General features: G+C 50.7%; 9 protein-coding genes. 2 read left to right on the forward strand and 7 right to left on the reverse strand.

All coding sequences use genetic code 11. The features are described from left to right. The first annotated feature begins 3 nt into the window (after positions 1–3). A complete protein-coding gene (locus VK694_07220; GenBank protein ID HTE58508.1) occupies positions 4–882 on the forward strand; it encodes a HemK/PrmC family methyltransferase in 879 nt (292 codons plus the stop codon). Here VK694_07220 and VK694_07225 read toward each other — a convergent pair. From VK694_07225 to VK694_07235, 3 genes are all read right to left on the reverse strand, one after another. Next, entirely contained in the window at positions 854–2,029 is a 1,176-nt protein-coding gene (locus VK694_07225; protein ID HTE58509.1) for a trypsin-like peptidase domain-containing protein, read from the reverse strand. The two genes, VK694_07220 and VK694_07225, sit on opposite strands and share 29 nt — an antisense overlap. 48 nt (positions 2,030–2,077) lie before the next feature. Continuing rightward, the gene (locus tag VK694_07230; protein HTE58510.1) at positions 2,078–2,728 is read right to left on the reverse strand and encodes a hypothetical protein; all 651 of its coding nucleotides are present in this window, start codon (positions 2,726–2,728) and stop codon (positions 2,078–2,080) included. A gap of 115 nt (positions 2,729–2,843) precedes the next feature. Next, a complete protein-coding gene (locus tag VK694_07235; GenBank protein ID HTE58511.1) occupies positions 2,844–4,556 on the reverse strand; it encodes an LCP family protein in 1,713 nt (570 codons plus the stop codon). A 111-nt stretch (positions 4,557–4,667) separates the two neighbouring features. Here VK694_07235 and lepB point away from each other — a divergent pair, with 111 nt between their 5' ends. Continuing rightward, positions 4,668–5,348: a signal peptidase I gene (gene lepB, locus VK694_07240; GenBank protein ID HTE58512.1), complete on the forward strand. Its 681-nt coding sequence runs from the start codon at positions 4,668–4,670 to the stop codon at positions 5,346–5,348. A gap of 7 nt (positions 5,349–5,355) precedes the next feature. On the opposite strand, the gene VK694_07245 is transcribed toward lepB, so the two are convergent. From VK694_07245 to VK694_07260, 4 genes are all read right to left on the reverse strand, one after another. Next, positions 5,356–6,216, reverse strand: a complete 861-nt coding sequence (locus VK694_07245; GenBank protein HTE58513.1) for a ParB/RepB/Spo0J family partition protein — start codon at positions 6,214–6,216, stop codon at positions 5,356–5,358. After that, positions 6,213–6,965, reverse strand: coding sequence for a ParA family protein (locus VK694_07250; GenBank protein ID HTE58514.1), 753 nt, complete (start codon positions 6,963–6,965; stop codon positions 6,213–6,215). The genes VK694_07245 and VK694_07250 overlap by 4 nt, the downstream gene beginning before the upstream one ends. 240 nt (positions 6,966–7,205) lie before the next feature. Then, entirely contained in the window at positions 7,206–8,003 is a 798-nt protein-coding gene (locus VK694_07255; GenBank protein ID HTE58515.1) for a hypothetical protein, read from the reverse strand. Positions 8,004–8,022: 19 nt separating this feature from the next. Then, on the reverse strand, positions 8,023–13,515 hold the full coding sequence (locus VK694_07260; GenBank protein HTE58516.1) for a hypothetical protein: 5,493 nt from the start codon (positions 13,513–13,515) through the stop codon (positions 8,023–8,025). Position 13,516: the final 1 nt, after the last annotated feature.

The following is a 13,516-nucleotide window of genomic DNA, read 5'->3' on the forward strand; positions in this document are numbered from 1 at the left end:
TAAATGACCACTGCCATTTGGCTCCACTACGCAATAGAAAAGCTTGAAACCGCCGGCATCACGACAGCCCGACTTGATAGCCAAGTACTTCTAGCTGATGAGATGAAACAAAACAGAGCCTGGGTACTGGCGCATATGGATGTCCCCGTCACCGAAGAAACACAAAAGCGGCTCGAGAAGCTTGTCGGTGAACGGGCCAACCATGTACCGCTCGCTTATATTCGCGGCAAAACAGAGTTTTACGGACGAGAATTTTTGATTGACCGCCGAGTACTAGAGCCCCGACCCGAATCAGAAACCATGATTGACGTCCTTAAAAAGCTACCTATTGGCGATAATCCTCTGCAAATTGTAGACGTTGGCACGGGCTCTGGGGCGCTTGCTATCACCGCCAAGCTGGAACTCCCTAAAGCCACCGTAACAGCCATAGATATTGACCCCGGCTGTCTTGTGGTTGCCCAAGCCAACGCCGACAAGTACCGGGTAGACATAGACTTCAGGCAAGGCGACTTACTGCAACCACTGGGAACTGAAATACGAGAACTGGTAATAACCCTCGCCAATCTTCCCTATGTACCTGACAGTCATCAGGTTAACCAGGCGGCTATGCACGAGCCCAAACTGGCCATCTTCGGAGGACCTGACGGGCTGGACCCATACCGAAAGCTATTTGAACAAGCCGCAGAACTTTCACAAAGACCAGCATACATTCTTACTGAGTCACTGCCACCCCAACACAGACAGCTAGCCCTTATTGGTGCGCGGTTTGGATTCCGCCAAACGATCGAAGATGATTTTATTCAAGTGTTTGAGGGCGGCCATCGACAAGGCGTAGCATACTCTCCGGACGCCCCTACTGTTGCGGGGCAGCCTCCAGCGTAACCTTTATTTGCTGATCTTTGCCGTCCCGGAAAATATTCAGTGTGACTTCATCACCCACTTTATGCTTACCAACTAATGATGTCAGGCTATTTTTCTCGTTTACGTCTTCGCCGTTAACCTTGGTAATAACATCTTTTTCTTTCAAGCCAGCTTTTGATGCTGGACTGTCTGGCAAGATAGATGTCTCGCCGTCACTATTGGGGGCAACGTATGCGCCTCTTTTGACGGGTAGGCTAAACTCGTATGCGTAATCGTCGGTCAGCGATATATAGCGAACGCCTATATAAGGACGCTCCAGTTTGCCCTTTGCTAGTACGCTATCTATGAGTGCAGATACATCGTTGATAGGGATAGCAAACCCAATGTTCTCCGCCCCTTCGCCAGCTATAGCAGTATTGATGCCAATCACCTCACCGCTTACGTTCACCAGCGGCCCACCGGAGTTACCCTGGTTAATTGCAGCGTCTGTTTGGAATAAGTTCTGCAGGGTTTCTGTGCTCGAGCCCGTCTCGTCACCGGCCACCACACTGCGTCCGTAGCCAGAGATAATGCCCGTGGTAACACTATTTTGGAACTGTCCAAGTGCGTTCCCAATAGCAACCACTTTACCACCTACTTCCATCTTGCTTGAATCGCCTCGTTTTAGGGGTTTGAGGGTCTTGCCTTTGGTATCTTTTACCCGTAAAAAGGCAACATCGAGTGGGTCGCCTTGGCTTGTCCGCCCGATAACCTCTACCTCGGTCAGCTCCGTTCCGTCGTCGAGCGTTACACTTACTTGTCCATTAACATCGCTCACCACATGACGATTCGTCACGATAACATCACCACTTACGATAAATCCAGTGCCTGCACTTTGCCGTTCAACGGATTGTATTCCAAAGAAACTTTGGCGATTTGCCTTGCCCATTACATTTACCGATACAACGCTTGGTCCGGCGTCTTTGGCAATGCTGCTAATAAGCTCGCTCTCGCTCGAGATGATCTGCTTGCTCGTCGAGGTGTCAAAACTGCCTTTTTGGTTGGCCCGCGACCCGGCCCAGCCACCAACAAACCCGGCGGCAGCACTTACAAGGATCAGGAACACGGTGCCGAGGGCAGCGACCCTCGTTCGGGCCTCAGTGAGCACTGAAAAATTAGGACGCTTCATATTGATATTCATCATAACCCCCTTTTCTGATAATTAGCTGAGTGTAAGCTAGATCGCCTTGTCACCCCAGTCAGAGAAGATGAGCACGATAACAACGATAGCCACCATGATAAAGACAAACTGCCTTCTGAGTAGAATACTCAGACGATCATTCTGCTCCAAGTAGTATAGCGTAGCCAATCCATACCCAATAACTGTCAGTAGGAGGGATACCTGTGATAGTACTCCGTAAAACAGCAACCAGTGGCTCAGCACCCAGGTTAGCGCAGCGGCAAAATATGCCCAGGTATGAGCGTAGAGCGCACTATACGGTTCATCAAAACTGGTGAAGAAGTGCCGAGCGCAGAGATAGCAGATGAGCCAGCTCACGAGAACTAATATATAAGCTGCCGCATCACCCCAAGTCAGGAACAACGCCATCAGCCCTACAAGCTGGGCAACCGTGGCCTGGAATGACACGCGAAGTGTCGTAGATCCTGGTTTGAGAAATATCAGCCACCCACCGTATGCAACCGCCCACAACAGCTGCCACAAACCAACAGAGGTCGCAGCCATAAATGCCACTATGGACAATCCAACCATAATATCTACACCGTTAGCACGAATATTTGCAGGCCAGTAACGAGGCCTCACCGCAAACATACGCCACTTACTTAAGATAATCAGCACGGCGGCTAATAGTGCAAAATCAATACGCACCAAAATATAAATAAGCAACGGCAAGAGTATCGTGAGTCCCAGGTGAGCGAGATGTGAAAACCCGCTCTTTGGCCTCAGGGTTTTGGGCGAAAAATACCTCAGCATATATGTCTATCTAGTTTCCCAAACGGGTTTGTTCGTTCTGACCCAGTATTATAACAAAGTCTGCGGTACCAGGGTTAATATTAGGATCGGGCAAGCTGCCAACTGCGGTGACTCCGAATCGTTTTTCCAGGTAGTTTTTGGTGTACTTTTTGGCTCCGTTACGCAGATCTACGATCACCGTCTTCTGGTAGTCATGGGTGGGCGCATCGGCTGCTTGAGTGATGTTGTAGCCATACGACTTCAGGTCATCAGAGGTACGGGTCGCTAAACCAGAGATATTTGTGCCGTTCAGCACGACAACACTGGCGTTTTCGCTTGCCAGGTAACTGTCTTTGAGGCGATTCCTTACATATGCTTGGATCTCTTTGTAGTTGTCTACGCCTGCTCGCGGGATAACAACCGACAGCCCGTTAACCATAGACGTAGTCACGTAGTTATTGGGTGGATCAGCCAGACCCACAGAGGAGACCTTGCCGGAGTCTACGGTGTTACCGATCTCATACAGACGCTTAACTTCATTGGTGTTCATATTGACTTGGATATGGTTGCCAAAGTCACTGAGGAGCTGATTTATCTTCAGGGGGTTTCCAAATGTGCCGAGACTAAAAACTTTGTTTTTGAGCGCCAACAGTATCAAACGTTGCCGCTCCGAGCGCGAAAAGTCACCCCGAGCGCTCGTATAACGAGAGCGCGAATAGGCCAAGGCACGCAGGCCATCAAAGTGCTGATTGCCCTGCTGTACATTTAGCACATAGGTCTTGCCATCGATCCTCATGGTCTCTTTGACGGTATTGTCAGCGCTGATGGTTGCATCGACGCCCCCTACAGTATCAATCGCCTTCTTGAAGCCTTCAAAATCCACCATTGCATGGTAATGGATAGGAATGCCCATGCTTGCCACAACGACATCTTCGACTGCCTTGAATCCAGCGTCATCGGCTAGCTGATTCCGATTGGGCGTATTGCTGCTGGTGCTGGCAAGCGACTTACTCTTGCCATTGGCAAAGACGGCGTTAATCTTTGTGTGCCCACCACCGGATTTCACATATAGGTCGCGGGGAATACTAAGAAGCGCTGCTTCTTTTTGGATAGGATCAATACTGGCCACAATGATGGTGTCAGTTAGATCAGCGCCCTCATGCCCCACGCCACCACGGCCTAGCATCAATATATTGACACGTCCATCACCCTCACCCTTCAGGCGCGAAGGATCCACATCTTCTTGCAGCGCCGCAGCGCCACCACCACCTCTGAATATCTGACGAGCCTTCAGGTAGGCCTTTCCGCCTAGATAGCCGCCGACCATAAGAACCAGGACCATCATAAACCCAGCAGTTTTTAGAACTTGTCGTTTATTCCAGTTCTCGCGCTTGAAGGGGTTCAGGGATCGCAGTCGCCCGCGCTTTTTACCCGATTTTGCATGGGACTTCTTGCGTTGGTCTAGTTGAATATTACCGGCTGTATCGCGCATAGGCTGTCTCCCGTGGTGGCGTGGTTCAGAGAGTGACATTTCTGGAGTCTGTTTGTCAGCACCTCCGGCAGTTCGGGTCGTATGAAAGCCGTCCGGTACCTTAAAGTTACCCACCCTTTTTGTGTTGGGCTGATAGGCGGTCGATCGGCGAAAATTCGGAGGTGTTGGATCGCCACCTCTTGGTGAGCCAACGAAGCCATCGGTAGATCCGGGGCGTCTAGATCCAGGATTGTAGCGTTTAAAATTGTCCATTTTATGTACGTTACCTAAGTATACCTCTTACGTTTATACTATGTAACCCCAAGCTATATGCACTCTAGGATCGTTACTGTGTAGCATTCGATATTTGCTGCAATATAGCCAATGAGCTATAGTTTAGATCTGAATATGCAGCAAGATTCTACTATATCACAGCGCCCAGACCCTGAGTATAGCGCCACTCCAAGCGGTCCTAGTTCATCACAAAAAAAGGACAACTGGAAGAGCGCACTGTCTACCATTCTTATACTTATTGCCGCCCCTCTGGTAGCCATATTCTTGACCAGTTTTGTCTTCCAGTCTTATGAGGTAGATGGTCCAAGCATGCAGAACACCCTAGAGAATCAAGACAGACTGATTGTCTGGAAAGTATCTCGTACCTTTGCTCGTATCAAGAACTCACACTATATACCAGCCCGGGGTGATGTCATCGTCTTCGTCAAGAGAGGTATAGCTGACGCCGGGGATCAGTCCGACAAGCAGCTTATTAAACGTGTTATTGCACTGCCGGGAGAGCGTGTAGTGGTTAATAACAATGTCATTACAGTATACAACCAGGAGCATCCGGACGGGTTTAACCCAGATGTAACAGTCGGCTATAGTACCGAGCCAAAACTCACACCTGGCAACGTAGATCTTGTTGTCCGTGAAGGTGAAGTGTTTATATGTGGCGACAACCGCACAAACTCCCTTGATTCTCGGTCTTTTGGGGCAATCTCATCTAATGATATTGTCGGCAAGCTCGCTGCTAGAATTTACCCCTTCAATAAAGCCAAAGTTTTCTAAAGCCGCTTCAGGAATGGTTCAGGCGGCCAATCAGATTCTGCAGTTCGTCATCTGATTTATAGTGGATCTCGAGTCGCCCACCCTTGGCTGTGCGGCGTACCGTTACCTTTGTCTTGAGGGTCTTGCCGAGACTCTTTGTCTCTGGCGTCTCACTCACCGTAGCACGCACCGCTTGCTTGGCAGAGTCTGCACCTTTTTTTACGCTCGTGACGAATTGCTCTGCCTGTCGCACCGACCAATGATTCTTTATTATTAGAGTAAGCAGTTCCGTCTGCTTGGCCGGGTCGTCTTTTAGTGCCAGAACCGAGCGCGCATGTCCTTCAGTAATATGGTTGTTCTGCAGTGCTTCGCGTGCATCTTTGGGCAGTTGTAATAGTCGCACAATATTATGAACAGTCGGCAGTGCTTTACCGAGTCGATTGGCAATTTCTTGATACGTCACGTTGAACTGCTGATGCAGTCGCTCAATAGACACTGCTTGCTCGAGCGGAGCCAAGTCTTCACGCTGAACGTTTTCTATCAACGCAACTTCGAGTTGTTCTAACTCCTCACGTGCCTTGACGATTGCTGGAACATCGCGCAGTCCGGCAATCTGTGCCGCACGCCACCTTCGCTCACCAGCGACTATGACATACTTATTCTTTTGTTTAGGAGACACAATTAGAGGCTGCAGTACTCCATGCCTTTTGATAGATGCCGCTAGGCCTGCCAGGGCTTCTTCGTCAAACTTACGCCGAGGCTGATCCGGGTTTGGCTCGACATCCTCAATGAGTAATTTTTGTACCCGGTCATTAACATCGGTCAGAATGACATTATCGAAGTCAGTAGGTATAAGTACATCGAACCCTTTGCCAAGCCCTTTACTCATCTTGCCATCACCTCCTTGGCTAATTGTTTGTATGCTCGCGCTCCCTTTGACCATTTATCATGCTCGGAGACGGGTCGGCCATAACTTGGCGCTTCTGCAAGTCGCACATTTCGTGGAATAATTGTCTTGAAGAGTTTTTCGCCAAAGTACTTCTGCAGCTCTTTGTACACTTGGTCCGATAAACTTGTTCGGCTGTCATACATAGTAACGACGACACCCATAAGTTCAAGCTTTGTGTTCAGCCCCTGGCGAACACGTTGCATAACAGTGAGTAATTGGCTGAGTCCCTCCAACGCATAATATTCTGCCTGAACCGGAATGAGCAATTCATTGGCCGCACTCAATGCATTCACAGTCAGTAGCCCAAGTGCGGGTGGACAATCGATCAAAACAAAATCAAAGTCTAGATTTGCTAGGGCTTTGCGCAACATCAGCTCGCGCTCGGGCTTATCAACCAACTCAACTTCTGCCGAGGCCAAGCCTGCGTTGGTCGCGATCAAACTGAGGTTTGGAGTTTTGGTTTCCTGAATAGCCGTCACAATCTCACCGGGGCGAAACAAAATATCATAGCTACTGGTTTCAATATTTTCTTTTGCAAAACCAAGTCCGCTGGTAGCATTTCCTTGTGGGTCAAAATCTACTACCAGAACCTTCTTACCAGCCTTGGCAAGGTACGCGCCCAAGTTAATAGCAGTGGTGGTTTTACCAACCCCGCCTTTCTGGTTGAGCACTGCTATAATCTTCCCCATGACTCTCTGTTTTTCCCTCAAATCACTATACCTTAGGGTACCATTTCAGGCAGGTTCCGTAAACGCTCTAATCTGTTAAAACCATACTATACGGGTCTCGGACCAGGCGCCTTCGGTATGGATCAACGTCCAAATAGCCATGTCGCACAATATGGACGCCTGAGCAGCAGAAACTTTCAACTTCTTTGTGCCAGAGGTACAACCATATGTCGGATAAGACTAGCCGTATAGTACTAGTGGTTATTCTGAGGGATTCAGCTGGTTTATATACATTTGCCACTCGTCGTTATCCAGCGGCTTGTTTGACCGCACGAAGACCAGGACCTCGTCTGTTGCAAATATAGCAGTCTGTACTTTTGTCTTTTCGTCGCTGGCTATATAGGCGGTGCCCTTTTGAGTATCTAGGTGGGTCGTGGCCTTGAAAGACTCAGCCACGGACATCAGCTTGGCGGGATTGCTTTTGAAATCACCCGGAGCCGGTTGCTGACTTATCGTCAGGCTAGCGCCGTTAAACTCAGCTACATAGCCAAGAACTTTTTTCTCTTTGTCGTATTTAAAATCAGGTCTTGATTGTTGGCCGTTTGCGTCAGTAAGATTCTCCAATGGGACCAGAGGGTTAAAATCGGTTTCGGCCTGTTGTTGGGCGGTGACTACCGGGCCGCCACCTTGGCCGGCCTGATCACCCCCCTTCAGCAAGTTGAGTACCCCGAATCCACCCATGAGACAGACGAGCGCAACCCCCGCCATCACCGCCCGCTTGTTTCGAGCACGCATAAGCAACCAGCTTTTGCGCAGCTGCCTAAACCGTTGCTTGATCCCCAGCAGCTTGAACCGAGGCATCCTGAGCTGGAGGTTTACCACCACCTGCTTCTCTGCCACCTGCCTCGTAATTTCGGCGCGAGGCTCTTCTCTGGGCAAGCGCAGCTTAGGCTGTGGGCGAGCTTGTTGCTTTAGCTTCTTTGGCACAGGACGCTTCTCCGCCCTGCGTCGTAATATCTCCCATTCAGGGTCGTCTAGCCAAAAGTCTTTCTTTGCCATGTGTTCTTATCCTAACACCTTAAGGAAGAGGACAGTTAAAGTTAGGGTCGCCCGCCACAGCGCTGCCTTTCCTACAAGGGGTGTCGAGGGGCTGCTGTTCACCACCAGTGAATGTCTTGCCGTGACGCAGTCGCTTACTGGGGTCACTCGTAAAGAAGAGCGATATGTCGTTCACTGTTGGACCCCTGTTTACATCCTCTGGATATCCGAAAGTTTTGGAGGCGTCGATGCTCACAAAGAAGTAGTAGTATCTTGCACAGTTAATATTGCCTCCGCCACTCTCTTTCGGAATGTACTGTTCCACATTGCCCAATGTTACATTACCGAAGACTGTCTCCTGCCCCCAGGTGGTCATTTGGGACATGGCTAACGACGTACCACAATCTTCGGTCGGGTTGATGTATGGCGCCGCGTCCAAGTCATGCATACTGCGATAGCGCATATTCCAGCGAGCACCTATAGAGTTGTCGATACCATTCATCAGCCATGAATTGGGGAAGACATCAGTGTCGGTATCTATCATTCTTGAATACATGGCAACCTGTGGCTGCGATTTAGCAGTCGAGTAGTAGTTTCGGTTGCCCGAGCCAACAACCGCCGAACAGCCTCCTCCCATGGTAAAGATCCTCCCCTTATCCATGGCTACAGCCGCTCCGTATCTGTCGCCAGTGTATCTGACATTAGTCTCGTACCATTCCCCGATGCCCGTGGGATTATTGCCCGTAGGAATAGTAGTGTTAGCACTTACTGGTGTTATAAGCGTGTTTGGAGCGCAAGTGGTTGCAGCCGATCTCCCACCAATAACATAGATATACCCATTCGCCGACAGAGCTTGGCCATCTCTCAGTGGTCCCGGCAAGCTAGTCGTATACGTCCAGCTGCCGACGTTTCCAGTAGCCCCGTCAATCTTAGAAAACTGGGCATCGCTCAAGTAGTTCGTACCGTCAAACCCACCGAATAGATAGAGGTTGTTGGCATAGGCCGTCACGGCCGCGCCCGTTCGGGCCACGTTGAATGCAGTGGAGCCCGTAGACCATGCAGATGTAATATTGCCCCCTGAGTTAAGTACTGGGCTCACATACACGGTACTCGTAGCTGCAGCACTGTCGTTGAACCCACCAACTACGTACAATCTGTTGTTCCATACCGCAGCGCCATGCTGCGTCCTATCCCCCGGCAAACCCTGGGTTGCCTGTAACCAAGAAGCTACATTACCACTGGCAGTGACACCGTAGTAGACCTCTAGCTTCTCATCGCCTGCGCCATCCTGGCCGCCCATATAATAAAGCGTACCTCCGGCCGCCTCTAACTTACCCCAAGCTCGAGCCGCAGGCATAGTGGTGTCCGTAGTACTAGCCCAGGTGCCAACCGTTCCATCAGAAGCACTGATTGAGGCAACTTGCACATCATCCGTCACGGTGCCACAAGCAACAGCGGTGCAGCCACCGGCCACATAGAGCCGCCCATCAAGGACAGCAGCGGCTGAGCCTATTCTGTCAGCTACCGTAGAGAAATCTTGATCCGACTGAAGGGTATAGTTATTAACTGCTCCGCTATCGTTGTTGTACAGCTGGAATGTTTGGACGGCGGGCTCGAAACTCGTACAGCTACTGGGGCTTGCTCCTGCGTCACACCCGCCCAGCACGTACGCATACGAATTAGAAACAGCCATACTAAGACCCCACCTCTGGTTAATAACCACTGTGGAGGTCTCGAAGGAATCAATGGTTCCATCGCTTACATTCATTTTGGCCCATTCAATAAAGGGAATAACTCCGGAACCTTCGTCATACCCACCCACCGAGTAAATGTGTCCGTTATACCCAAAACTAAAGCCACGCCGACGCCCAACAGACAGCTTATTCGGCGAGATGTCCCATATATTATCGGTCACCGTTTCGCCATCGGCATCAACAACGTTATTACTATTGTCGAACTTGGCGATCATCACATCGTCTTTGTCAGCCTCGAGGTCGCTATATCCACCGATAAGGTAGATGTAGTTTGCGTTGACAGTACCAGAGTGAATACCCAGCCCCTGGTTGCCTCCAGTTCCTGGCTCGGAATCAATCTGCAACTGTCCAGTTGTTGTGCAGCCTGACACACTTCCGGTAGTAGTGATATTACACTTGTAGACCTCGCTTTCATATCTATCCGTTCCGGCCACCGCCTCACAGCTAAGCCCTGCCCCAATACCATTTCCACAACCACCGAAGATGAACAGATTACCCGGGTTAGTACCGGCAGAGCCAGGGTTGGCTCGTGCGTAGACATAGGTATATGCCACGTCCTCTGCGATACCAGCTGTTGTCATATCTACAGATTCCCAGGCACCATCCAGACTGCCGTCGGCATTGACGGCGTTGTGGTAGATGTTTGTAGATGTATCAGCTCCGGTGAGGCCGCCCACTATATATATGCGGCCGTTAAAGGTTGTGACTCCAGCCGCTGCCACACCCGTTGTACCATTTACTCTATTTGTTGAGTCAATACACCAAGCCCCATAGCTTGAACCGGCACACGAACCGGGAGCGCTGAGCTGTCCGTTCGAATTGATGGCAACATACGATATGTTACCACTGGCATCGGAGTCGTCACCATCACCATGGTCATCACTCACTCCGGAGCAGTCTAGGTCAATACACCCCCCGATGTTATAGAGATATCCGTTGAGGATCACACTCATAGAGAGTAGCTCTCCCCCTTCATCGGGATCGTCCCCCGGATCTGGAAGGTTACAGTTATACGGCGTGCCTCCGGCACAAGTACCTGCCCCGGCTGCAGCTGACAGGTTCACGGTTGAAACCTCTCCGGCTGGATTTATCACACCGTAATCGACATCGGCAAGCGTCACTGTACATTCACCCGTAGAGGCATTCTGGGTTATACAGCCCCCTAGCCTGTATAGTCCGTTTTGCCATGCGACTAGACTGAAGCCCGTTCTCTGGTTATGGAGGTTGGTTATACTGCCCCACTCAGAAAGTGATCCGTCGGCATTGATGCTTGCAAGCTGAGTATCACTAGCCACGGCGTTGCAGTAATAGTTAGAAGCGCCCGTTGTAGCCGTACAACCCCCGGCAATATATATGTAGCCGCCCCATATAGTCGAGAAGCTGCCGCCCCAGGTACTCCGGGCAGTCGTAAAGCCAGAGGTTGAAACCCAGCTATTCATACTGCCATTACTGTTTAGCTTGCTATAGTGCACCGTACTTTGTTGGGTTCCGCCACTATCCCCACCGATCAGATAGAGCACATCATTATATATGTGCGCCGTGTGCCTATAACGAGCCGACGGCAAGGCAGTACCGCTCGACCAGCTACCAAGTGTACCGGTGGGATTGATGTCGGCATACTCCATTGTCGTCGTTCCGGTCGCAGCAGCGCCAGTCGCCCCACCAACGATATACATGCGGTTGTTATACGCTACTGCGGCAAGGTATGACCTGCCTGTGCCACTGCTCAATCCGGTGTCTGAGTACCAGTAGGCTGCCGTACCTCCGGACGGATGCCATAGTTGGGGTTCGCCATTTGCGCCTATCTTTGCAATCAACACTGTGGCTTCACGGTTACCGCTGCCATCGATTCCGCCGATGACATAGAGATAGCCATTGTAGGCAACCATAGAAAATCCTCGACGTGCCTCTGGTAGATCATAGGCACTGTTAGTACACCATTCAGAACATACTCCATTGCCAGGGTTGGGACTTTCGATAGCGAGTGTTGACGAATTAAACTTTGCCCAGTAAACGCTACTCTGGGTAGCGGGCGTAACTGTAGTCGGATTGATAGCCACCGAGAGTGCACCATAGGTGCCGTTCATGGAAGTATCAGCAGTAGCCGCTGCACCAGTAGAGACACCGCTAGCCGGTGGTACGTTAAGGCTGGCAGCCGCAAAGCCACAACTCTCCGCATCAGCGCTACTGGTACCAGAGTATATTTTGGTATGAGCGCTGGGAACCCATCCTCTGGTACTAGGCGGGTCGTCATCAACGCCCGCTCCCCTGATAACAAGGGTGGCATTATTGTCTGGGGTTGTAGCCGGGAAAGACACCGCGCCACTGGTATTAGTTGTCCCTGGAGTACCCGCAATAGGATCCCCTGAGTTAAAGCCTTTCACTCGCATAATTACCCCGGTCCATTGCTCGGTAATGCCGGTCCAGTTATACGAGGCCGCCTCATTGCCACCCCCTTGGTCGGTACCAATCCTATACCAGCCGCCAAACTCGTCTGTATCGGTGGCGCTAAAGGCGGTCCAACCGGCCGGCGCCGTAGGGGATCCGGTGCCGTCGTGGCAAAGCATAGCTACGTACAGATCACCCGCCGGGCGGACAGAGGGCATATTCATCGTAAACGTTGCGCTATTCGTAGCCTGGGTAGAAGACTGGCTACTAACTATCCAAGGCTTTGTTACTCCCGTTCTGCCACCAGCACGATAGATATATCCACCTGCCGCGGCTGTGCCACTATCCCAGTTGCCTTCCGTCATGTCCAGGTTTTCCTCCCAGGCATCGATGCGCGCACCAGTTGTTTGGCTCTTCTGGATGAGCTCTTTGTCTATATCAAAGTCGACGTTTGTTTCGTTATTACCCTTCATCAACTTAGCTGCGGTCTCTATATAGACGCTCGGGTCAATCGTGAGCGGATAGGTCGCATCCGTGAGTCCCGTAGCATGCACCGTGAGTTCCTTCCCCTCCAGCGTAAACCAAGCTTTCTTGTCGCTCACCACTCGCTCGCCAGCTTCCTTGATATATGGTGCTGGAAATGTAAATAACAGATTGCGCTTCACGGCATTTTGTCGAGCCTTGTCCAGTAATTGCTTATCGCTGTCGCTTCCCACGCTCACATCACCCAGCAGGTTATAATCAGCCCCATAAACAGCTAGCGATCCGTTTGACTCCAGTCGTAACTCCGTTCCATCTGGCAGCTCTAGGTCATACTTGAACTCCAGCGTATCGCCCTGAAACTTGTTGATAATGATATCTTCCTTGAAGCCAACCGTCTTCAGGGAGACGACCTTAGTAGCGTTCTTGGCTGTGAGTGGATATATCAGTCTGTTTTGATCTTGCTTCGGCTGGAGCATGCCAAACTTGGGTTTGAAGGTAACAGAGGTCCGTGTAACGGGGTCGCTTACCGTAGTACCTTTACTGGGATCAAGATTAAACGTCGCACTAAATCTGGGAGAACCATTGGTCCCACCAAGTTCACCGGGTTTATAGCCTTGGTTATATTCGTAGGTACCCTGCTTGGCGTCAATCTTCAGGCTGTCTCCCAGGGGTGCATATGGATTGCCGACTAATGCAGCAGCTTTTGGTGATAATTCGTAGCTTCCCGACTCAATAAATACCTGGATGGTCCGCAAAAACACCATTCCCGCAAAGAAGACGGCGAGGGACAAACTACCAGCACGGGATAAAACCTTGCGGTCATGCAGCCAGACACCTAAACGAAGATGCTTAGGCGCGCGCTTAGCCAAGCGACGGCGTCTGGATTTGGCGCTTTTTATATTCCTCATC

The organism is Verrucomicrobiia bacterium (genome assembly GCA_035489575.1).
Classification (GTDB): domain Bacteria; phylum Patescibacteriota; class Saccharimonadia; order Saccharimonadales; family JAGQNK01; genus DATHJY01.

Coding starts and splice junctions, on each gene's coding strand:
- VK694_07250 (HTE58514.1), bottom strand. CDS start 6,965: ATGGGGAAGATTATAGCAGTGCTCAACCAGAAAGGCGGGGTTGGTAAA.
- VK694_07235 (HTE58511.1), bottom strand. CDS start 4,556: ATGGACAATTTTAAACGCTACAATCCTGGATCTAGACGCCCCGGATCT.
- VK694_07220 (HTE58508.1), top strand. CDS start 4: ATGACCACTGCCATTTGGCTCCACTACGCAATAGAAAAGCTTGAAACC.
- lepB (HTE58512.1), top strand. CDS start 4,668: ATGAGCTATAGTTTAGATCTGAATATGCAGCAAGATTCTACTATATCA.
- VK694_07255 (HTE58515.1), bottom strand. CDS start 8,003: ATGGCAAAGAAAGACTTTTGGCTAGACGACCCTGAATGGGAGATATTA.
- VK694_07245 (HTE58513.1), bottom strand. CDS start 6,216: ATGAGTAAAGGGCTTGGCAAAGGGTTCGATGTACTTATACCTACTGAC.
- VK694_07225 (HTE58509.1), bottom strand. CDS start 2,029: ATGAAGCGTCCTAATTTTTCAGTGCTCACTGAGGCCCGAACGAGGGTC.
- VK694_07260 (HTE58516.1), bottom strand. CDS start 13,515: ATGAGGAATATAAAAAGCGCCAAATCCAGACGCCGTCGCTTGGCTAAG.